This window comes from Streptomyces sp. NPDC099050 (assembly GCF_044759865.1).
GTDB lineage: Bacteria > Actinomycetota > Actinomycetes > Streptomycetales > Streptomycetaceae > Streptomyces.
Genome location: NZ_JBIWAE010000001.1, coordinates 607,754 through 627,418, shown reverse-complemented (window position 1 = coordinate 627,418; position 19,665 = coordinate 607,754). Strand labels below are relative to the sequence as shown.

Annotated in this window: 17 protein-coding genes and 1 pseudogene; 6 read left to right on the top strand and 12 right to left on the bottom strand. The window is 72.0% G+C overall.

The genetic code is table 11. The annotated features are described in order from the left end of the window. Nucleotides 1-240 precede the first annotated feature (240 nt). From ACIQV3_RS02730 to ACIQV3_RS02700, 7 genes are all read right to left on the bottom strand, one after another. Nucleotides 241-582 carry a TcmI family type II polyketide cyclase gene (locus ACIQV3_RS02730; RefSeq protein ID WP_403709003.1) on the bottom strand — a complete coding sequence of 114 codons (342 nt, stop codon included), beginning with the start codon at nucleotides 580-582 and terminating at the stop codon, nucleotides 241-243. Nucleotides 583-602: 20 nt separating this feature from the next. Next, nucleotides 603-1,082 (bottom strand): SRPBCC family protein, encoded by a 480-nt coding sequence (locus ACIQV3_RS02725; RefSeq protein WP_403709001.1) that lies wholly within the window; start codon nucleotides 1,080-1,082, stop codon nucleotides 603-605. A 1-nt stretch (nucleotide 1,083) separates the two neighbouring features. Then, on the bottom strand, nucleotides 1,084-1,341 hold the full coding sequence (locus tag ACIQV3_RS02720) for a phosphopantetheine-binding protein (protein ID WP_403708999.1): 258 nt from the start codon (nucleotides 1,339-1,341) through the stop codon (nucleotides 1,084-1,086). Nucleotides 1,342-1,359: 18 nt separating this feature from the next. Beyond that, nucleotides 1,360-2,595: a ketosynthase chain-length factor gene (locus tag ACIQV3_RS02715; protein ID WP_403708997.1), complete on the bottom strand. Its 1,236-nt coding sequence runs from the start codon at nucleotides 2,593-2,595 to the stop codon at nucleotides 1,360-1,362. Further along, a complete protein-coding gene (locus ACIQV3_RS02710; RefSeq protein WP_403708995.1) occupies nucleotides 2,592-3,875 on the bottom strand; it encodes a beta-ketoacyl-[acyl-carrier-protein] synthase family protein in 1,284 nt (427 codons plus the stop codon). Before ACIQV3_RS02710 ends, ACIQV3_RS02715 begins: the two co-directional genes overlap by 4 nt. Then, nucleotides 3,872-4,318, bottom strand: a complete 447-nt coding sequence (locus tag ACIQV3_RS02705; protein WP_243333070.1) for a cupin domain-containing protein — start codon at nucleotides 4,316-4,318, stop codon at nucleotides 3,872-3,874. Before ACIQV3_RS02705 ends, ACIQV3_RS02710 begins: the two co-directional genes overlap by 4 nt. Before the next feature lie 124 nt (nucleotides 4,319-4,442). Continuing rightward, complete coding sequence (locus ACIQV3_RS02700) at nucleotides 4,443-5,564, bottom strand: SchA/CurD-like domain-containing protein (RefSeq protein WP_403708993.1); 1,122 nt, start codon at nucleotides 5,562-5,564, stop codon at nucleotides 4,443-4,445. A 285-nt stretch (nucleotides 5,565-5,849) separates the two neighbouring features. On the opposite strand from ACIQV3_RS02700, the gene ACIQV3_RS02695 reads away from it, so the two are divergent. Continuing rightward, nucleotides 5,850-7,490, top strand: a complete 1,641-nt coding sequence (locus tag ACIQV3_RS02695; RefSeq protein WP_403708991.1) for an FAD-dependent oxidoreductase — start codon at nucleotides 5,850-5,852, stop codon at nucleotides 7,488-7,490. A 95-nt stretch (nucleotides 7,491-7,585) separates the two neighbouring features. Here ACIQV3_RS02695 and ACIQV3_RS02690 read toward each other — a convergent pair whose 3' ends face one another. Beyond that, nucleotides 7,586-7,843, bottom strand: coding sequence for an acyl-CoA carboxylase epsilon subunit (locus tag ACIQV3_RS02690; protein WP_403708989.1), 258 nt, complete (start codon nucleotides 7,841-7,843; stop codon nucleotides 7,586-7,588). 322 nt (nucleotides 7,844-8,165) lie between these two features. Further along, nucleotides 8,166-8,837 carry a DUF4360 domain-containing protein gene (locus ACIQV3_RS02685; RefSeq protein WP_403708987.1) on the bottom strand — a complete coding sequence of 224 codons (672 nt, stop codon included), beginning with the start codon at nucleotides 8,835-8,837 and terminating at the stop codon, nucleotides 8,166-8,168. Between the two features lie 215 nt (nucleotides 8,838-9,052). Here ACIQV3_RS02685 and ACIQV3_RS02680 point away from each other — a divergent pair, with 215 nt between their 5' ends. Beyond that, on the top strand, nucleotides 9,053-10,885 hold the full coding sequence (locus ACIQV3_RS02680; protein WP_403708985.1) for a galactose oxidase-like domain-containing protein: 1,833 nt from the start codon (nucleotides 9,053-9,055) through the stop codon (nucleotides 10,883-10,885). Between the two features lie 12 nt (nucleotides 10,886-10,897). Here the strand turns inward: ACIQV3_RS02680 and ACIQV3_RS02675 are convergent, their stop codons facing one another. Then, a complete protein-coding gene (locus ACIQV3_RS02675) occupies nucleotides 10,898-14,290 on the bottom strand; it encodes a CARDB domain-containing protein (protein WP_403708983.1) in 3,393 nt (1,130 codons plus the stop codon). A 347-nt stretch (nucleotides 14,291-14,637) separates the two neighbouring features. Between ACIQV3_RS02675 and ACIQV3_RS02670 the strand changes: the two are divergent. Beyond that, a pseudogene (locus ACIQV3_RS02670) lies at nucleotides 14,638-15,273 on the top strand (FAD-dependent oxidoreductase); the annotation flags it as partial. On the opposite strand, the gene ACIQV3_RS02665 reads toward ACIQV3_RS02670, so the two are convergent. Both ACIQV3_RS02665 and ACIQV3_RS02660 read right to left on the bottom strand, forming a co-directional pair. Then, nucleotides 15,261-15,863, bottom strand: a complete 603-nt coding sequence (locus ACIQV3_RS02665) for a HutD family protein (RefSeq protein ID WP_403708981.1) — start codon at nucleotides 15,861-15,863, stop codon at nucleotides 15,261-15,263. The pseudogene ACIQV3_RS02670 and the gene ACIQV3_RS02665 sit on opposite strands and share 13 nt — an antisense overlap. Before the next feature lie 557 nt (nucleotides 15,864-16,420). Further along, the gene (locus tag ACIQV3_RS02660) at nucleotides 16,421-17,974 is read right to left on the bottom strand and encodes an MFS transporter (RefSeq protein ID WP_403708979.1); all 1,554 of its coding nucleotides are present in this window, start codon (nucleotides 17,972-17,974) and stop codon (nucleotides 16,421-16,423) included. A gap of 143 nt (nucleotides 17,975-18,117) precedes the next feature. On the opposite strand from ACIQV3_RS02660, the gene ACIQV3_RS02655 reads away from it, so the two are divergent. The 3 genes from ACIQV3_RS02655 to ACIQV3_RS02645 all read left to right on the top strand — a co-directional run bounded on the left by ACIQV3_RS02655 (nucleotide 18,118) and on the right by ACIQV3_RS02645 (nucleotide 19,595). Further along, nucleotides 18,118-18,561, top strand: coding sequence for a MarR family winged helix-turn-helix transcriptional regulator (locus ACIQV3_RS02655; RefSeq protein ID WP_403708977.1), 444 nt, complete (start codon nucleotides 18,118-18,120; stop codon nucleotides 18,559-18,561). Between the two features lie 92 nt (nucleotides 18,562-18,653). After that, a complete protein-coding gene (locus ACIQV3_RS02650) occupies nucleotides 18,654-18,845 on the top strand; it encodes a DUF5302 domain-containing protein (protein WP_243333056.1) in 192 nt (63 codons plus the stop codon). A 339-nt stretch (nucleotides 18,846-19,184) separates the two neighbouring features. Then, nucleotides 19,185-19,595: a rodlin gene (locus tag ACIQV3_RS02645; protein WP_403708975.1), complete on the top strand. Its 411-nt coding sequence runs from the start codon at nucleotides 19,185-19,187 to the stop codon at nucleotides 19,593-19,595. The last annotated feature ends 70 nt before the right edge of the window (nucleotides 19,596-19,665 follow it).

Genomic DNA, 19,665 nt, shown 5'->3' with positions numbered 1-19,665 from the left:
GGCCCGACGTCGTCGGGGCCCGTCCGGATTCCGGGCGGGCCCCGACGCGTTCGCCACGGCTCGGGGAGCCTGCGGCCGGGGCGGCCCCGGTCGATGGGCGGGACGGCGGGCCGGTCATCGCCGGCGGTTCTCTCACGAGGACCGTCCGCGCTCACCCGTGCCGATACGCCCGGCGGGCCCCGCACCCTGGTGGGTGCGGGGCCCGAGGCCTGCCGTTCGCGCGCGGGGTGGTCCGTACGGTCAAGCCGTACGGGTGGCGCCGGGGCGCTCCCAGCGGTAGAACTCCTGGGCCATGGCGTCCTTCGGGCCGCGCCAGGTCTCCGGGTTGTGCGGGCTGACGTAGGCGGTGAGCCGGTCGCTGAGGTCCCTGAACTCCGGGTGGCCGGTGACTTCGGCGATGGCCGGACCGGGGGGCCGGTCCGATTCGATGAAGTGCATGTACACGTCGCCGAACTGGAAGAGGCTGCGGCGGGTGACCCCGACGAGGTGCGGCAGCTCGCCCGCGTCCGAGGCCGCGAAGAGCTCGGCGATGTCGGGTGCTGACTGCGGCGCCATGCGGGCCACGATGAGAGCGCGGTGCATCCGGTGTGCTGCCTTTCGTCTCAGACGCGGCTGGCCGCGGGCGTGCGGCTCTCGCGTTCGCGCTGTTCGATCTTCTCCCTGATCAGTTCGAGCTGGATCTTGGAGTTCCGGTTGATGTTCGCGGTCATCCAGGCATCGTCGACGGGTGCCTGCGGCTTCATCGCGAAGTCCTGGGTCCACACCATCCGGGTGCCGCCGGGGACCTCGAAGTACTGCCAGTGGATGTCCATGTGCTCGAACGGGCCGGTCTCGACCCGGCGGGCGCGCACGGTGCGGCTGACGGGGTCGGGGGTGCGCTCGGAGACCCAGCTCCACACGGTGCCGTTCTCGTCCGGGTGCATCGTCAGGCGGAAGCGGGTGGTGGGCCCGTCCTCCTCCAGGACCTCCAGCGAGGCGTACTCGCTGAACAGCTGAGGCCAGCTGGGGAGATGGTTGGTCATCTCCCAGACGGTGTCGATGGGCGCCTTGACGACGATCTCGTTCTCGGTGTGTCCTGCCATCTCAAGCTCCGTTCATCAGGCTGGTGTTGACGAGTTCGAGGAACTCCTTGGGGGTCTTGCAGCGGTCCGCGTCGGTGGGCAGGGCCCGGCCGCGCTGGTTCTCCAGCAGCCCGACGATGCCGAGCAGGCCCAGCGAGTCGAGGCCGTAGTCGTCGAACAGGGAGTCCGGGCGGTTCTTCATGTCGGCCGGGTCCACGGTGATGCCGGCCCCGGACTTCATCAGGGCGGCCAGCTCCTCGACGGTCAGTCGTTCGGACATGAGCGGCTCCTTCTGTCTCTAGGAGGGGATCTTGAGGACGAGCGCGGCGTTGGAGCCCATCAGGCCCCTGCTCAGCACGAGCGCGGTGCGCAGCTGCGCCGGGCGGGCGCTGCCGGTCACCACGTCGAGGTCGTGGCACACGTCGAACACGTTCGGCGTGGGCGGGACGATGCCGTGCTCCAGGGCGAGCACCGCGGCCGCGGTGTCCAGGGCGGGTGCCGCGCAGTAGGCGCGGCCCGTCCCGGTCTTGGGCGCCGTGACCGGCACCTTGCGCCCGTGGGCGCCGAGGGCGGAGAGTATCGCGGCGGCCTCGGCGCGGTCGGCTTCCGGGGTGCCGAGCGCGTCGGCGAAGACCACGTCGACCTCCTCGGGAGCGCAGCCCGCTTCCCGCAGGGCGCCCTTGATCGCGTGGGCCAGGCCCTCGGCGGAGGCCTCGGCCCGTTCGGGGTGGTGCGGGCCGGTGAAGGTCGCCGCGTGCCCGGCCAGCAGGGCCCGGACGGACGCGCCGCGGCGCAGGGCCGCCTGTTCCTCCTCGACGAGGAACATCGCGCCGCCCTCGGCGGGTACGAAGCCGCAGGCCTTCTCGGTGAAGGGCCGGTAGGCCCGCTCCGGGTCCTCGTGGGTGCTCAGTGCCTCGTAGCCGAGCTGGCAGACGATGGAGTACGGGGCCAGGGGCGCCTCGGTGGCTCCGACCAGCATGGCCTTGCTGCCCTGGTGGATGGCCCGGGCGGCGTGCGCGAAGGCGTCGAGCCCGCCCGCCTCGTCCGCCGCGACCACCCCGCAGGGGCCCTTGAGGCCCCGGCGGATGGAGATCTGGCCGGTGCTGGCCGCGTAGAACCAGGCGATCGACTGGTAGGGGCCGACGTAGCGCGGTCCCTGGCCCCACAGGTGCTGCAGCTCGCGCTGGCCGAACTCGCCGCCGCCCGATCCGGCGGCGGTGACCACGCCGACGGAGAAGGGGTCGTCCTCGTAGTCGGCCCGGCCGAGCCGGCCGTCCTCCAGGGCGAGGTCGGCCGCGGCGAGGGCGTGGTGGGTGTAGCGGTCGGTCTGGACGAGAAAGCGCTCCTCGACCATCGAGGCCGGGTCGAAGCCCCGTACCTCGCCCGCCACGCGCAGCGGGAGGTGTTCGCAGCCCTCCCGGGTGACCCGGCCCAGGACCGAGGCACCCGACTGGGTGGCCTTCCAGAAGGCCTCGGCGCCGATGCCGTTGGGTGCGACGACTCCGATGCCGGTGATGACCGTACGGACGCTCACGAGACCACCTCCTCCTTGCGCTCGTCGGGGCGGGTCATGACGACCGCGGACTGGAAGCCGCCGAAGCCGCTGCCGACGGAGAGCACGTTGCGCAGGGTGCGCTCCCGGGCGACGCGCGGGACGTAGTCCAGGTCGCATTCGGGGTCGGGGGTCTCGTAGTTGGCCGTGGGAGGGACGACCTGGTGGGTCATCGCCAGGACGCAGGCGGCCAGTTCGATCGCCCCGATGGCACCGAGGGAGTGCCCCACCATGGACTTGATGGAGGTCATCGGCGTCTTGTAGGCGTGGTCTCCCAGGACCTTCTTGACGGCCGCGGTCTCGTGGCGGTCGTTCTGCTTGGTCCCGGAGCCGTGCGCGTTGACGTAGTCGATCTCGCGGGCGTCGGTCCGTGCCTGGGCGAGGGCCGTTTCGATGGCGCGGGCCATCTCCAGGCCCTCGGTGGTGAGCCCCGTCATGTGGTGGGCGTTGCCGAAGGTGGCGTAGCCGCCGATCTCGCAGTAGACGGTCGCGCCGCGCGCCCGCGCGTGTTCCAGCTCTTCCAGGACGAGGACGGCTCCGCCTTCGCCCAGGACGAAGCCGTCGCGGTCGGCGTCGAAGGGCCGGGAGGCGTGGGCGGGGTCGTCGTTGTTGGGAGAGGTGGCCTTGATGGCGTCGAAGCAGGCCACGGTGATCGGCGAGACGGGCGAGTCGGAGGCGCCGGCGATGCAGACGTCCATCTTGCCCTCGGCGATGGAGTGGAAGGCGTAGCCGATGGCGTCGAGTCCGGAGGTGCAGCCGGTGGAGACCGTCTGGACCGGTCCGCGCGCCCCCGTCTTCTCCGCCACGGCGGAGGCCAGGGTGGCCGGGGTGAAGGCGCGGTGCAGGTGGGCCCCGGCGAGCCGGTGGTCCACGTCCCACCAGTCACCCGACTGGCTGACGGCCACGTAGTCGTTCTCCAGGCGGGTGGTGCCGCCCACGGCGGTGCCGAGGGAGACTCCGGTGCGCCAGGCCTGGTCCGTGGTGAGGTCGAGCCCGGCGTCGCGCACGGCTTCGGCGGCGGCGACGAGGGCGAACTGGATGTACCGGTCCGCGCGGGCCGCCTCCTCGGCGCCCAGGCCGTGTGCGGCGGGATCGAAGTCGACCTCCGCGGCTATCCGGGAGCGGAAGCCGGTCGGGTCGAAGAGGGTGATGCCGCGGGTCGCCGTACGGCCGTTGGAGAGCAGCTCCCAGAAGGCGGGGGCGCCGATCCCACCGGGGGCGACGACGCCGACCCCGGTGACGGCCACGCGTCGGCGGGTCACGAGACCGCTCCCGCGCGGTCCGGGGGCCGCTCCCAGGCGGAGCCCTCCGGGTGGACGGCCTCCTCCGTGTCCACGTGCCCGAGCTTCGGGTCGGGGGCGAGCGGTCCGAGGTGGAAGACCATGCGGGCCTCGGTGCCGCCCACGTTGCGGAACCGGTGGCGCACGTTCATCGGGACGAGGAGTCCCTGGTCGGTGAGGAGCGGGTGGGCCTCGCCGTCGAGGTCGACCTCCAGCTCGCCGGCGACCACGTACACGAACTCCTCGGAGTACGGGTGGTAGTGCTCGGCGATGTGCTCGCCCGGCGCCATGACGGCCAGCCCCATGAAGCCGCTGGTGCAGCCCACCGAGGTCGGTGTGAGGACGGCCCTCAGGTCGCCGCCGCGCCGCGTGTTGGGCTGCGTCTCGCTGAGGTCCACGATGTGCGGTGGGCGTTGTCTGGTCATGGCGGGGGTTCCTCCTGGCAGTGGGGAGCCTGGACGGGGCTGGTGGGTGGGGGCCGGGGATGTGTGGTCCGGGGATGTGCGGTCCGGGTGCCGGGGGGGGCCGGCTGCGGGATGCCGTCGCGCGTCAGCCTTCGGCGGGTGCCCGGCGGTCGGTGATCAGGCTCATGGTGTGGCGGACCGCGGACGCGGCGGCCCCGTCGGACCCGCCGGCGGGTCCGGCCATCAGGCGGGCGAGGACGGCCGCCTTGCGCGGTCCCCGGACGCCGAAGGCGGTTTCCACCCCGGCGCCGTGCGGGCTGCGCACGTCGATGAGGCGTACGACGATGTCGTCGCGCTGGAAGATGCTGCTGCTCACGGTCGGGGCGTCGGGCCGGTGGGCCGCGTCCTCGTCCTGCCGGGCGAGGAACCGGGCCAGTGCCGGTCCGCAGCCGGGCTTGGCCGGGTAGAACAGTGCGTGGCGCTGTACGTCGGGCCGGTCCGCGGCGCCGGCCTCGCGGGCGGCGACGTGGTGGACGGCCGGGAGCGCGGCCTTCATGAAGAACATCCGGGCGGACTCGGGGTTGCCGAGGTCGCGGTCCTGCTCGAGGTGGGGGTTGATGGCCTCCTCGACGGCCCGTACCTCGGGCTGCTCGGAGACGTGCCGGAGCGCGGACATCAGGTCCCCGCGGACCTCCACCGTACGCACGACCCGGTTGCCATGCATGAACAGGGTGGTGCGGCAGAGCCGGGTGTGGCCGTCGACGTCGGCCGCCGGGGAGGCGTAGCTGGAGAGGAGGGCGGCGACCTCCTTCTCGCTGCCGGGCTTGACCGTGAAGGTCAGGGCGTGGCGGACGATGTCGGCGCCGAGCCGGGGCGCTTCCTGCAGCCGGGCGCCCCTGGGCCGCTGGGCGTCCTGGTAGCCGCGGCCGGTCTCGCGCAGGACGGTGTACTTGAGCGGGCGCATGGCGCGGGCGCAGGCGCCGAGCGGGCGGACCTGCTCGGCGTGGTGCTCGCTGTTCACCCAGGCGAGGTACTGCGGCGCGCTCTCCCACTCGCTGGTGATGAGCCACTGCGAGGGGTTCTCGAAGGACTGGCAGAGCTGGTCGCTGATGTGGCCCGGTTCGGACGCGATGTCGTGGCGGAGTTGCTCGTACGCCTCGAAGAACCGCTGCTGGGCTCCTTCGTGGAGGTCCATCAGCAGGACGACCCGGAGCATGGATCCGTCGAAGGCGGACTGTGACACCCGTTCGGACAGGGTGGTCGTCATCTGCTCACTCCTTCGTGAGGGCCCTGGGGGAGGGCGGGGATGGTCATCGCGTACGGACCCTCGTCCGTCATCGGCGGTGGCCGCCCCGGGCCGGCGGCCGTCACGGGGACGGCAGGCCGGCGTGTCTTCGGGGGAACCGCTGTCGCTCATCGTCATCCGGGTGCGGACGTAGCGCTACATCTCCGGATCAAGCGGGTGACAACCGGCGTATCTCCTGGGCTTGGCCGGCGATCGGGGGCATAAGAGAGTGCACTCCCCCCACACAGATTCAGGAGCTCGCAGCTGATGGAAGACACGGCAGATGTTCGCGTACCGGTTCTCGTCGTGGGCGGCTCCCTCGTGGGTCTGTCCACCTCGCTGTTCCTGAGCCGTCACGGCATCAGGCACCTGGTAGTGGAGAAGCACGCCGGTACCTCCGACCACCCGCGCGGGCGCGGCATCAACGCCCGGACCATGGAGCTGTTCCGGGTGGCCGGGGCGGAGGGGGCCATCCGGCAGGCGGCGTCCGCCCTGGAGAACAACATGGGCATCCTCCAGACGGAGTCCCTGCTCGGCGGCGAGCACAAGTGGCTGGTCAAGGCCATCGACCCGGCCGGGGCGCTCAGCAAGTTCAGCCCGACCGGCTGGTGCGTGTGCAGCCAGAACAACATCGAGCCGATCCTCGCCGCGCAGAGCCGCTCGCAGGGTGCCGACGTACGGTTCTCGACCGAGCTGATGAGCTTCGATCAGGACGAGACCGGGGTGAACGCGCTGGTCAAGGACCGGGAGACCGGGGAGCACATCACCGTGCGCGCCGACTTCCTGATCGCGGCGGACGGCCCGCGCAGCCCCGTGCGCGAGCAGTTGCGCATCAGCCAGACGGGCAGCGGCGAGCTGTTCCACAACGTCAGCGTCACCTTCCGCTCGCGCCGGCTCGCCGAGGTGCTGGGCGACCTGCGCTTCATCGTCTGCTACCTGATGAAGCCGGGTGCGGACGGGGCGCTGCTGCCGGTGGACAACGACACCCAGTGGGTCTTCCACCTGCCGTGGCACCCGGACCGGGGGGAAACCCTGGAGGACTTCACCGAGGAGCGGTGCCGGGAGCAGATCCGGGCCGCGATCGGCGTGCCGGACCTGGACGTGGAGATCGGCGGCAAGGCCCCCTGGCACGCGGCGGAACGGATCGCCGAGCAGTACTCCTCCGGTCGGGTGTTCCTGGCCGGTGACGCGGCTCACGAGATGTCCCCCACCGGCGCCTTCGGTTCCAACACCGGCATCCAGGACGCGCACAACCTGGCCTGGAAGATCGCGGCGGTCCTGAACGGATCGGCGGGCCCGGGACTGCTGGAGACCTACGGGGAGGAGCGGCACCCGGTGGCCGTGGCGACCGCCCAGCGCGCCTCGGCCCGTTCGGCGGAGCACAGCCACCCCGGGTACGCGCCCCCGCCCACGATGGGCGGCGGACCGGGCAGCGGGGTCCTGACGACGGCGATGGCCTACGCGTACCCGAGCGGCGCCTTCGTCGGCGGAGCTCCGGACCGGCCCGTCATCCCGGAGGGGATGCGCATGAAGGGCGACCCCGGCACGCGGGCCCCGCACATGTGGCTGACGCGGGCCGACGGCGAGCGGGTCTCCACGGTGGACCTGTACGAGAGCGCGTTCGTGCTGCTCTGCGGCGCGGGCTCGCCGTGGCGGGCTGCGGCCGAACGGGTGGCCGAGCGGCTGTCGGTGAAGCTGGACGCCTACGCCATCGGGTCCGCGAGCGCTCCCGGCACGGATCTGGTGCAGGAGGAGGGCGCCGACTGGAGCGAGGTGCACGCCATGTCCCCGGAGGGCGCCGTACTGGTGCGCCCCGACGGGTTCGTCGCGTGGCGCTCGCAGGGTCCGGCGTCCGATGCGCGGGCCGCGCTGACCGAGGCGCTGTCCACGGTGCTGCGCCGGGCCTGAGCGGCCCGTACGCCCAGTGGTCCCCCTGCCGCCGGCCCGTAAGCGGGCCGGGGGCAGGGGCGTTCGTAGGGGCTGCGGATCCGCGCAGATCCGCGTCAGCCGCAGGCCCAGCAGCCCGCCCAGCAGCCGGAGTGGTGTGCGGGGCGCGGGCGGCGGGCGGCGGCCCGGGCGGGGGCCGTCCCGGAGCCGGCGCCCGCGCCGGCGGAGTTGCGGCGGGCGAAGCAGGCGACGACCACCGCGATCGCGGCGAGTTCCTCGGGGGCTGCCACGCCCTTCTCCACACGGAGCAGGCTGGCTATCGGGGCCATCTGGGCTATCGGAGCGTCCTTCAGCATCGGCTCGGCCTCTCGCACAGGCGGATAGCAGGACCCCCCTCGCGGAATCCAAGGACTCCGGACGCTGCCGACGCTAGCTGGGCGCGACACGCCCGGCACGCCGGGCAGTTGCGCGAAAGCCCAGGTCGCGGCCGCGCCGCCCGGGTGACACCGGGGTGCGCGCGGGCGCGCGGCGATTGGGCCGTCGGAGTGGCGGGCCCCGGAAATCCCGGTGCGGATCGCTCGGGGGCTGGACCTCACGCCGGCCCCCTTGAGCAAGCTGCGGCGGCAGGCGGCCGCGCGGGGGGACTCCTGAGCGCAGGTCCCGCGCGGACGCCCCAGGGGAGCGCTCAGGGCCGGCTCAGCGGGCCTGGCACTTCTTCCAGGCGAAGTGGTAGACGCTGTTGATGCTGCCGTCGGTGGAGTCGAGCGCCATGTAGCTGGTCGTCGCCGGGTCCGAGGTGCCGACCTCGGCGCGCAGCTCGGTGTTGATGTTGAAGTTGCGCTGTTCTCCGCAGGGAGCGAAGACCAGGGCCTCGATGCCCGTGCTGTCGGAGGCCTGCCAGTTGTCGTCGAGCTTGCCCAGGAACTTGTGGGTGCGGTAGTCGGTCTGCTTCATGCCCTGGAAGTAGTAGCTGGCCTTCTGGGTGCCGATCGCGCCCTTCTGAAGGCTGCCGAACCCGCGGTAGTCGACCTGGGCGACGGCGTAGGTGTACCCCTGCGGGACGTGGACGAGCAGGGAGAGCAGACAGTTCTTGCGGCCGTCGGTCGGGGCGCTGTTGCCGCCCGCCATGGCCAGGTACTCGCTGTAGGTGACGGTGAAGGCCGAGTTGTCCTCGGCCACGGCGACGGTGGCGCTGCCCGGGCGGCATCCCGAGCCGTTGACCGTGGCGACGTCGACGGTCACCCGGTCCTCCGGCGCGGCGGGCGCGCCGGGGCTGCCCGCCGCCCCGGCGGCTGAGGCGGGCAGGAGGGCGAGGAGGCCGCCGGTCGCGAGGACGGTGCCGAGCGCGGTGCGCAGTGTTGTGATCACCCGGCCATGGAAGCGCCCCGTAGCGAGCCGATCGGTGAACGGATGCGCGGCCTCACTCCGATGGCCGGGCCCTTTCACCGCAGAAACGTTCGGGCAGTGCTCCGGGGAGGGCCGAACGGCCCATCGGAGGGAGGTGGAACACGTCGGAGCACCCTGCTCCTCCCGATATTTCCTATGATGAGCGCCCTACGGAACCGCCCGCGCCGAGGAGCCCCATGCGCCGCCTGTACCGGTCCGCCCTGCTCTGCGCGACCTCGGTCGTCTCCGCCCTGGTCCTCGCGACCGCACCGCCCGCCGCGGGGGCGCCGGGCCATGGCGCGGACCGGGCGGACGGCGGGACCGACCCGGCCGAGGCCGCCGTGATCGGCCCCGGGCACGCGCGCGCCCACTCCGAGCTCCGCCGGGCGGCCAAGGGCGCCGTGGAGTACCCCCAGTCCCGGCGCAGCGCGAGCCTGGCCTCGCTCGCCGCCTCGCAGCGCGAGGCCAACTCCGGTTTCGAGGCCTCGGTTTCGGGCCGGTTCGCCGAGTACTTCCCCTCCCCCGACTTCGGCGTGCACCTCGCCCTGCTGCCCACCGGCAAGGTGCTGCTCTTCTCCTTCTCCCGGGTGGAGACCGACCCCACCAAGGAGACGGGTCCCACGGACCGGATCGGACCGGCGAACGCGGGTCGCGCTTACCTGTGGGATCCGGCGAAGGGCACCGGGGCGCGGGCGTTCAAGAAGGTCACCCCGCCCGTCGTGCTGATGCCCGACGGTACGCACGCCCCGCGCCCGGCGCCGTTCTTCTGCGCCGGGCACTCCTTCCTGCCCAACGGGATGCTGGGCGTGTTCGGCGGCAACACGGGCGGCAAGGGCGGCAGCGGAGCGAAGCTGTCGTTCGTCTTCGACCCGTGGACCGAGGGCTGGTACCGCAACCGCGATATGGCGGTCGGCCGGTGGTACCCGTCGGTGGTGACCGGCGCGGACGGCCGCCAGATCATCGTGTCGGGCCAGTCGGAGCGCGGCACGGGAACGCCCACCCCGGTGGTGGAGCGATTCCCCGCGCGCGGAGAGCCGGTGCCCTGGCGGCCGTACGACATTCCGCTGGACGTCCCCGTGGAGCGGATGCGCTTCGACGCGCCGTTCCGCAACGACTATCCGCACCTGTTCTCGCTGCGCGACGGCATGATCTACGGCCTGGGGCGCGACGCGGACCAGCAGTGGCTCTTCGACCCGCGCGCGCAGACCCGTACGGACCTGCCCAGGCGGCCCGCCGACTTCCGGGGGTACGGCTCCGCCGTACCGCTGCCGGCCGGGTTCCGCGGGCCCGACTCGGTCCTCGTCCTGGGCGGAGATCCGCTGGACCCGAACACCTACCGGCTGTCGGACGGCGCCTGGACCACGGAGGAACCGCGCGCCTTCGGCCGGACCCAGGACGACACGCTGATCCTGCCGGACGGCACGCTGCTGACGGTCAACGGGGCCAAGGACACCCGGGATTACGGGTTCGGGCCGTTCAACCCGAAGGCCGACCTGAAGTTCCGCCGGACCGAGCTGCGGGGCGCCGACGGCAGGTGGAGACTGGGGCCGGCCCAGCGGCTGCCGCGCGGCTACCACTCCAACGCCCTGGTGCTGCCGGACGGCCGGGTCATGGTCACCGGAGACGAGCTCCAGCAGATCGCCAACGACCCGGACATCAAGGACGGCATGGACGGCTCGATCGAGATCTACGAGCCCGCCTACCTGCACCGGGGCGCCCGGCCCGTACTGGACCGGGTCCCGGCGGGCGAGATCGCCCACGGCGCGGAGTTCTCGGTGGAGAGCTCGACGGCCGCCGGTGTACGGCGGGCCGTGCTGCTGGCGCCGACCACCGTCACCCATGCGGTGAACACCAGTCAGCGCCATCTCGAGCTGCGGATGACCGGAGTCCGCGGACACACCATCGGGCTGCGGGCGCCGGCCACTTCGGCCGACGCCCCGCCCGGGTACTACCTGCTGTTCCTCCTCGACGCGAAGGGTGTCCCCGGTACGGCGAGGTGGGTCAAGCTCGGGACGCTCGACGGGAGCTGAACCAGCCTGCGGTCAGCCGCCGTTGATCAGGAACTGCGATCCGGGTTCGATCAGGATGTTGCCCTGGGCGGATCCGGTGATGGTGACGTTGGACAGGGTGGCGTTGCCGCGCGCTCCGCCCATGGCCAGGATTCCGGACCCGTTGTTGGACTTGCTGATGGTGACATTCGTGATCTTGACGTCGGCCATCACCCCGCCACCGGTCTTGAACTGGATCCCGTCGTAGGTGGAGTCGTGGATGTCGGTGTCGCGGATGACGACACCCGGGATGGGCAGGTTCGACGGGAACAGGGTGATCGCGCCGAACTCCTGGTCCTCGTTCCAGAACGCGCCGCCGGTGCGGAAGAGCCCGTTGTTCGCGATCAGGGTCTGCCCGGAGAAGGGCAGCGGGTCGTGGTCGGTCGCCAGCATGATGGCGGGGTAGTTCATGGTGTCGTAGATGAGGTTGTTCTCGATGGTGTTGCCGTAACCGCCGTAGATGGCGATGCCGTTGGCGCGCCACGGCAGCTGGATGGTGTTGTTGCGGAAGTGGTTGTCGTGGCCGATGTCGACGGACTGGTCCTTCACGTACTTGCTGGACCACACCGCGAGGGCGTCGTCACCGGTCGTGCGGAAGGAGGAGTTGAAGACGGTGGAGTTGCGGGTGCCGTTGGCGAAGTTGATGCCGTCGGCGTAGGTGTCGCGGATCCGCATGCCGTTGAACTCGATGCCGTCGCCGGGACCCCACAGGGCCGGGATGTTGTCGTAGTCGCGGCCGACCCAGACACCGACGTTGGCGTGCTCGATCCACACGTTGGTGATCTTCGTGTTCTTGCCGAAGCGCCCGTTCAGGCCCACGCCGCCCTCGGCGTTGCCGTCGCCGCCTCGGATCCGGCCCGATCCGAAGATGGCGATGTCGGAGATCTGCGTGTTGTCGTCGATCTCGAAGCCGAAGTTGCCCTCGTGCGGGTGGTTGATGCCGCCCGCGTTCTGCGGCTCGGTCAGGGTGTAGAGCTGGGAGTGCCACATGCCCGCGCCGCGGATGGAGACGTTGCTGATGCCCACCTGGTTGAACTGGCCCCGGTTCAGCGGGTCGTCGGTGAGGATCTTCTGCTCCTGGCGCCACTGGCCCTGCGGAATCCAGACGCAGGCGATCTGCCCGTTCTGGTCCGCCGTCACGGCCTTCTGGATGGCGAGCGTGTCGTCGATGCCGTCGTTCGGGATCGCGCCGTAGTCGGTGATCGAGGTGCACTCGGCGGGCTTGGGCGCCGCCGGGGCCACCTGCTCCAGGTCGATCAGGTCGATGACGTAGTACGAGGCCGTGTCGCCCGCGTCGCGCTGGAGGCGGAAGGTGGTGCCGGGCGGGTAGCTCTGCGCGAGCAGGGCGTGGGACTCGTCGAAGAGCCTGCGGGCGTCGCCGCCGGGGGTGTTGGTCAGGCCCTCGGGGCTGTCGGTGCTGCCGTAGAGCCAGCTGTGCCGGGAGGAGAGGTTCAGCTTCTGGGCGAAGCTGCCGTTGACGTACAGGCTGATCGTGGCGTCCGCGCCGCCGCCGTTCGCGGCGTCCGGGATCGAGTTGCGCACGACGATGGAGTTGGCCTGGTTGGTGGAGGTGAACTGCACGTACTGGCCGGCCGAAGAGAGGCGTACGGACTCGCGGCCCGAGGACTCGGTGGCGAAGTTGGTGTGCCCGAAGGTGCGCTTGGCGTCGCTCTGCAGCAGGGTGCCGGTGTAACTGCCGGCCTCCGCCTCGTACTCGGTGTACGGGAGCGCCGCCCCGCGGCCGACGACCACGGCGCGGGAGGTGCTGTTGTTGTTCTCGTTGGTCTCGGCGACGAGGCCGGTCCCGTCGGCGGTGGCGGTGAGGGTGGCTCCGCCGCTGACCGCCGTCCAGGTGCCGTTGATCGGCACGTTGACGGTTGCGCCGGCGGCGATCGCCGGGGTGGGCCCGTTCAGCGTGGTGGAGCCCGCGACCAGCCGGGTGATGCTGCCCGCGCTCACCGCGTCGGTGCCGCGGTTGCGGACGGCCACGGTGAAGGAGACCGGGGCGCCCACGGCCGGGTTGGCCGGGTTGGTGGAGATGGAGAGGGCTTCCAGGTCGGGGCCCGGTGCCTGGCCGACGACGAGCTTCGCGGTGGCCGTGCGGCTGTTGTTGGCGTCGTTCTGCTCGGGGACGGTCCCGGCCGGGTCGACGACGGCGGAGACGGTGTAGCTGCCCATCGGGCGCTTGCCGACGGCGACCGGGACGGTGGCCGAGGCTCCGGCGGCGAGGGCGCCGACCGGGGCGCTGCCCGCGACCGCTCCTTCGAGGCTGACGTTGACGGTGGTGGCCGGGGCAGCGACCGTACCGGCGTTGCGGACGGTCGCGTTGACCGTGACGGCGTCGCTCTCGGAGGGGGCGGCCGGGGACCAGGCGAGGTCCGTGACCGTCAGGTCCGGATTCGGGGCGGCGGCCCCGATGACCTGGAACTCGGCGGCCTGGCCGCCTCCGGCCCCGGTGTTGCCGGAGAACTTCAGCTGGACGTCGGCGAGCCGGCCGGTGACGGGCACGGTCACGGTGTTCTGGTTGCCGGCCGGGCTGAACGCGTAGTCGGCGCGGGCCTTCAGGGTGGTGAACCCGCTCGCCGACTGCTCCCGGCCGAGGACCTCGAAACTCTGGGTGCGGTTGCCCCAGGCGGGGTCGGGATTGAGCTTGAGCACCACGCCGGTGACGTCGGCGTTGGAGCCGAGCTTCACGGTCAGCGTGGACTGCTGGCCGCCGGCCTCCCAGTAGCTGGCGACGCTGTCGTCGTTGGCGTTGGCCGCGACGTACGACTGGGTGGTCGAGGAGGCCTCGATGGGCTTGCCCTTGGCGAGGTTCACGCCGACGGGGGGCGTACCCGGGTCTCCCGGATCGCCGGGGTCACCGCTGCCGTCGGCGGAGTACACCTCCAGCTCGGATATCTGCGCGGCCTGCCAGCCCGTGTTGGCGGTGACGCTGACCCGCACGTAGCGGACCGTCGCCGCGGTGAACCCGACGGTCACCGTGTTGGACTGGGCGGGGTTGAACACCCGCCCCGCCGAGGCGGACAGGGTGGTGAAGGCGTTCCCGTCCGTGCTCCCCTGCACGGTCAGGGTCTCGGTGCGCGTCTCCCAGCCGGCCGGCAGCTTCAGCACCACCTGGTCGACGGCGACGCTGCTGCCGAGGTCCACCTGCACCCACGTCGGGAAGGTGCCCGAGGGCCCTTCCCAGTACGAGCCCTGGTTGCCGTCGGTGACTCCCGGCGCCCCGTATCCGCCGAGCGATCCGCTCGCGCTGACCGACTTGCCCAGCGCGAGGTTGGGTCCGCCGGCGGCGGCCGCGAAGGTGACGGGCAGGAGTCCGACCGACACCAGTCCCGCGACCACCGAGCCGGCCACCATCAGCCGGCCGCTTTGCTTCCATCTCATGCTGTCCTCTGTTCCATGAGGGGACCCCGGCCCGACGCAGCCGCGCCTGCCGCAAACTTGCGTAGCGTTATTAATTTTTTGAGTGATCTGATCGCAGTTATGCGGCCATGGCGCCACAGGTTTCTAGCAGATGACGACTTTGTCAACGCTTTGCGCACAGCGGGGAGTTCGGAGGTCGGGTCGGAGGGGGGTCGGAGGGGGGTCCGACGGATCCGGCAGCCCCGCCAGGGCCAGGGGTTCCTCCCGCTCGGCGCCGTCCTCCCGGATCAGCGCCTCCTTCCCTCCGGGAAAGGGTGCGAACAGGGTCGTCAGCGCCGTGTCGGCGACCTCGGCGGCCTTGAACGGGTCGACCCCTTCTCCTGGTCTCGGCCGCGCTCCCCCGGTACTGCGGCCTGCCCTTCGCCGAGGCGCACCTGTCCGACGCGAATGTCCGCCACCCCGCGAGCTCGGCCTGGTCGGCGGCGGGCTGATGTTCGCGCTCGACGAGGGCCCGGGGCTGCTCGCCCACCGGTAGCCGGGAGGCACTTTGCACGTGCACGCCGCCCTGCGGACGGCCGAGGAACGGGCCGCCGGCCGCGCGCCGGCGATGGAAACCGTCCTGGAGCGGTTCGCCGGATGGGACCCGGCTTCGCGCGCTCGTCGCCGCCCGCGATGTCCCGCTCGTGGGCCGGCCGATCCACGCGCTGCCGGTGGGACACCGCTGGGATCGCACCCCCGGGGTGACCCTGCTCGGTGACGCGGCGCACCTGATGTCCCCCTTAGCCGGGGAGGGCGCCGACCTGGCCGTGCTCGACGGCGCCGAGCTCGCCGCGGCCATGGCGGCCCGTCCCGGGGACCCGGAGGGCGCCCCGGCCGCCTACGAGGAGGCACTGTTCCCCCGCTCCGAGGCCGCCGCGGCCGAGTCCGCGGACAACCTCGAGCCGCGCTTCGGAGCCGGGGCGCCGAAGCCCCTGGTGGAGCGGACGGCCTCCTACACCGGCTGAGCCCGGTCCCGCGACGGCGGAGCCGGGGCCAGGCGGACCACTGCCGCACTCCCGGAGCTCCGTAGCACGACCTCCTGCGTGCCGGTCACCAAGACGGCGTCGTACGGGGCCAGTTCGGCGGTGCCGTCGACCTCGGCCGCCCCGTCCAGGACGACGACCAGGAGGCTCTCGCCGGGCCCGACGGCGAGCGCGAGCTCGCCCCGTACGACGGCGGTGTCGGCGCTCACCACGCCCCGGCGGTACATCACGTTGAAGTTCACCACCGGACCGCCCAGCAGACGGCAGTCGGTCGGCTCGTCCCCGGGGAACCGCTGGGGCTCGTACCGCCGGTCCACGAGGCGTCGTACGCCGCCGATCGCGAGGTCCATGCCGGCGCCCTCCGCGAGGGTGAGCGTGCGGTCCACTCCGGGGAACACCGAGAACGCACCGTCGGCGGTGACCTCGGCGAGGCTCACCCGCCAGCCGAAATCGTCCATCCCGGAGCCCTCGGGCCCGGCGGCGATCTCGCGGGTCACTCCCCCGCCGTTCTTCCACCGGGTGGCCGGACGGTCGGCCGCCCGCAGGATCCGGATCGTTTCTGCGCTGGTCATGACACCCTTCCGGCCCAGGGAGATCCTTTCCGGGCCCGGTCGAGCCTATCCATCCGGCGGCGGGGCGGAGGGGCGCAGGGGTCAGCCCACCGCGAGGCCGCCGCCGTAGACCGGGCCCTGGCCGTACCAGCCGTGCAGGTGGACGGTGGCCGTGCCGGAGGGGCCGGTGGTGAACGGGACCGTGAGCTCGGTCCGGCCGGTGGAGCCGGCCCAGGCGCTGCACCGCTCGCGTGGGCGCGAACGCCGAGGTAGGCGTAACTGCCCTCGACCCAGCCGCTCAGCATGTACGTGGCGTGCGGGGCGAGGGTGGCGGTCCAGGTGCATTCGCCGGACTGCCCGGGGGTGGGCGAGGGCCGCCGTTGGCCAGGCCGGCCCCGCCGGGGCCGGGGACGGTGAAGGTCGCGGAGCGGCTCAGCGCGCCGGCGGCTCCGGTGACGGCGAGCGGCCTCTTGAACGGGCAAAGCCGCCCCCGGGTCCTGCCGCGCGTGCGGCGGGGCCAGGGGGCGGCTCGGTGGTGGAGCCTCACCCGCGGTGCGGTGCGGTGCGGCGCGCAGTGATCAGGCTTCGGCCTTCTCGGCCGACGGCGCGGCCGCCTTCGCGGCGGACTCGGGGGCGGCCTGCGCCACCCGGCTTCCCGCGGCCACCGGCGCGGCGGCGTCCGTGGCGGCCGTGCGCGGGCCGTGTGCCCCGCGCAGGCCGATCCCGCTGATCACCGCGACCAGGCCGAAGGCCACGGCGCCGATGGCGAAGGTGAGGGTGAAACCGGATTCGGCCGGCAGCGGGGGCACTCCCGCCGGGAGGTGTTCGATCGTCTTCGAGGCCAGGATGGTGGTCACGATGGCGCTGCCGATCGCGCTGCCCGTGGAGCGGGAGATCGAGTTGATGCCGTTGGCGATGCCGCTCTGGTGGTGCGGCACGCTCGCCATGATCACGGCGGGCATGGCCGCGTAGCCGAAGCTGACCGCCGCGCCGACGACGAGGCCGGCGCCGATCACGGAGGCGGTGTGGCCGTGGTCCAGGGCCAGCCAGCCGAAGCCGGCGGCGCCGAGGGCCGCGGCCACGGCCAGTGCGGCGCGCGGCCCGCGGTGGCGGACCAGCTGTCCGCCGATCGGCGAGGCGAGGAGCGAGACGATCGCGCCGGGCAGCAGGAACTGCACGGAGGCGCGCAGGATGGACGCGTCGAAGCCGTAGCCGGTCAGGGCCTCGGGCATCTGGACGAGGTAGGAGACGCCCAGGAAGTTCGCGAACATGCCGAAGCCGACGAGGATGCCGGCCAGGTTGGCCATCAGGACCGGACGGTGGACGAACATCTTCATGTCGACGAGGGGCTCGCGGACCTTGAGCTCGGTGAACACCCAGACGGCGGTCATGACGACGGCGCCGGCGAAGCTGCCCAGCGTACGGCCGGAGGCCCAGCCCCACTCGTGGCCCTGCGAGATCGGCAGCAGGAGGAGCAGCAGGGCGATGCCCAGGGTGAGCGCGCCGAGGAAGTCCGTGCGTCCGCCGGTCTTGTGCTTGGTCGCCGGGACCAGGAACACGACGGCGAGCAGAGCGATCACGGCGAAGCCGGTGGCCATCCAGAAGGCGTTGCGGTAGTCGGCGTCGGCGCCGGAGGTCAGCAGGCCGGTGGCGACGAGCGCGAGGCCGCTGCCGAACGCGAGGGTGCCGCTGACCAGGGCCATCGCGCCGGGGAGCTTCTGCGGGCGGACCTCTTCGCGCAGGACGGAGAGGGCGAGCGGGAAGATCGCGGTGGCGGCGCCCTGCAGGACGCGGCCGAGGAGGAGCAGCGGCAGCGAGGACGCCAGCGCCGCGATGACGGAGCCCACGACCATGACGCCGAGTACGGCCACCAGCGTCGGCTTCTTGCCGTGCTGGTCGCCGAAGCGGCCGAGCAGCGGGGTGAAGACGGCGGCGGACAGCAGGGTGGCGGTGGTCACCCAGCTGACGTTGGCGGTGGTGGTGCCGAGATCGCTGCGGATCAGTCCCAGGATCGGGACCGGCAGCGTCTGCATCATCGACACGACCATGGCGGCCAGGCTCAGGGCGAAGACGATGACCGTCTCGTTCCGGTGGCCGCCGGCCTGGGTGGTGGCGGAGGGGGTGGGGCTCATGGCAGGGAGGACCTTCTCAGTGCTTCAGATCGCAGATGTTTGACGTCATCAAGTACTTCGACTCCAGCAGACGGTAGACCTCAATAGTTAAGGTGGTCAAGTAAAAGGTTGCCCATGTAAAGCACCTTGAGTACGCTCCGGTCATGAGCGTCACCACCCCCCACCCCGTCCCGGCCAAGCTGGAGCTGCTGGAGCTGCTCGCCGCGATCGGCACCGCCCAGTGGCGCGATTTCGCGGCGGCCGCCGCCCACCACGGCCTCACCTCCACCCAGGCGAAGGTCCTCGCCCAGCTGAACGGCCCGCTGCCGATGCGCGGCCTCGCCACCCTGCTGGTCTGCGACGCCTCGAACGTGACCGGCATCGTGGACCGGCTGGAGGCCCGCGAGCTGGTGCGCCGCGAGCCCGACCCCGCGGACCGGCGCGTGAAGAACGTCGTGGCCACGGACGCGGGCCGCGAGGTGATCCGCCGGGTGCGCGAGGAGATGCAGGCCACGCACGGCGCCCTCGACGTCCTGGACGACACCGAGCGCACGACGCTCCACGCCCTGCTGGAGCGGCTGCGCCCGACCTTGGAGAAGGACGCCTGAGGCCGGTCCGAAGCCGCCTCGCGCGAACGCGTTGGCCAGGGGAAACACCACCTGACAGACTGCAACGGCTTTAGAACATTCCAGGAGGACGCATGTCAGAAGAATCAGACACCCCGCAGAACGAATCGCCGGCCGAGGAGGCCAAGCGCAAGTTCAAGGAGGCCCTGGAGCGGAACGCCGCCAATGCCCAGTCGCAGCAGGCACACCAGAGCCGGGCGAAGATCCAGGGCGCCGGCGGAAACCCCGGGGGCAAGAACAAGAAGGTCCGCCGCAAGACCGGCTGACCGCCGCGGCGTCGCGTTGCCGCGCCGCCGCCCCGCCGTCCCCGACGGGGTCCGGGACCCGCACACGGTCCGGATCCGGTCGGGGCGGCACCCCCACCGGCGCACGGGGCGCGAACCCGGGGCGCACGCGCACGGCCGCACCCGGGGCAGGGGATCCGCCCGCCCGCCACACCTGTCGGCGTTGGGTCAATCAGCCGACGCCGGACCGCACCTGCGGAGTGCAAGGTTGGGCCACTCGGGTGATGGGTGATAACCCCCGGTGTCCACGGCAGTTGAGCAGCTCGTCCCGCCGAGGGCAGCTATCTCATGCGACAGTGCGACAGAAGAAGGATCCCCCACATGCTCAAGAAGTTCATGGCCACCGCAGCCGCCACCGCCGCCGTTCTGGGTGCCGGTGCCGCCGTAGCCTCCCCGGCGATGGCGATCGGCAACGACAACGGCGTCAACACGGTCAACGGCAACGGCTCCTCGCAGGTCTTCGGCAACCAGGAGACCAAGGGCGCCATGAGCCCGCAGCTGTCCGCCGTCCAGGGCTCCCTGAACAAGCTCTGCATCGGCCTGCCCGCGAAGGTCAACGCCCAGTCGATCCTGGCGCTGATCAACGTCGGCGTCCAGGACATCCCGATCGCGTCCAACCCGCAGAACCAGCAGTGTGCCGAGAACTCCACCCAGGCCAAGGGTGACGAGACGGCTTCGCACATCCTGGACAACATCCCGGTCCTCTCCGGCAACCTCTCCGCCGGCAGCTGACCCACACCCCCCGCGACACAGCGCCGGTGCACCGCCCTTCGGGGTGGCGCACCGGCGCTTCGTTTTGGTC

What these genes read in the sequence shown, in the direction of transcription:
- ACIQV3_RS02730 (WP_403709003.1), bottom strand. Translation starts at nt 582, where the DNA reads ATGCACCGCGCTCTCATCGTGGCCCGCATGGCGCCGCAGTCAGCACCC.
- ACIQV3_RS02725 (WP_403709001.1), bottom strand. Translation starts at nt 1,082, where the DNA reads ATGGCAGGACACACCGAGAACGAGATCGTCGTCAAGGCGCCCATCGAC.
- ACIQV3_RS02720 (WP_403708999.1), bottom strand. Translation starts at nt 1,341, where the DNA reads ATGTCCGAACGACTGACCGTCGAGGAGCTGGCCGCCCTGATGAAGTCC.
- ACIQV3_RS02705 (WP_243333070.1), bottom strand. Translation starts at nt 4,318, where the DNA reads ATGACCAGACAACGCCCACCGCACATCGTGGACCTCAGCGAGACGCAG.
- ACIQV3_RS02700 (WP_403708993.1), bottom strand. Translation starts at nt 5,564, where the DNA reads ATGACGACCACCCTGTCCGAACGGGTGTCACAGTCCGCCTTCGACGGA.
- ACIQV3_RS02695 (WP_403708991.1), top strand. Translation starts at nt 5,850, where the DNA reads ATGGAAGACACGGCAGATGTTCGCGTACCGGTTCTCGTCGTGGGCGGC.
- ACIQV3_RS02680 (WP_403708985.1), top strand. Translation starts at nt 9,053, where the DNA reads ATGCGCCGCCTGTACCGGTCCGCCCTGCTCTGCGCGACCTCGGTCGTC.
- ACIQV3_RS02675 (WP_403708983.1), bottom strand. Translation starts at nt 14,290, where the DNA reads ATGAGATGGAAGCAAAGCGGCCGGCTGATGGTGGCCGGCTCGGTGGTC.
- ACIQV3_RS02665 (WP_403708981.1), bottom strand. Translation starts at nt 15,863, where the DNA reads ATGACCAGCGCAGAAACGATCCGGATCCTGCGGGCGGCCGACCGTCCG.
- ACIQV3_RS02660 (WP_403708979.1), bottom strand. Translation starts at nt 17,974, where the DNA reads ATGAGCCCCACCCCCTCCGCCACCACCCAGGCCGGCGGCCACCGGAAC.
- ACIQV3_RS02655 (WP_403708977.1), top strand. Translation starts at nt 18,118, where the DNA reads ATGAGCGTCACCACCCCCCACCCCGTCCCGGCCAAGCTGGAGCTGCTG.
- ACIQV3_RS02650 (WP_243333056.1), top strand. Translation starts at nt 18,654, where the DNA reads ATGTCAGAAGAATCAGACACCCCGCAGAACGAATCGCCGGCCGAGGAG.
- ACIQV3_RS02645 (WP_403708975.1), top strand. Translation starts at nt 19,185, where the DNA reads ATGCTCAAGAAGTTCATGGCCACCGCAGCCGCCACCGCCGCCGTTCTG.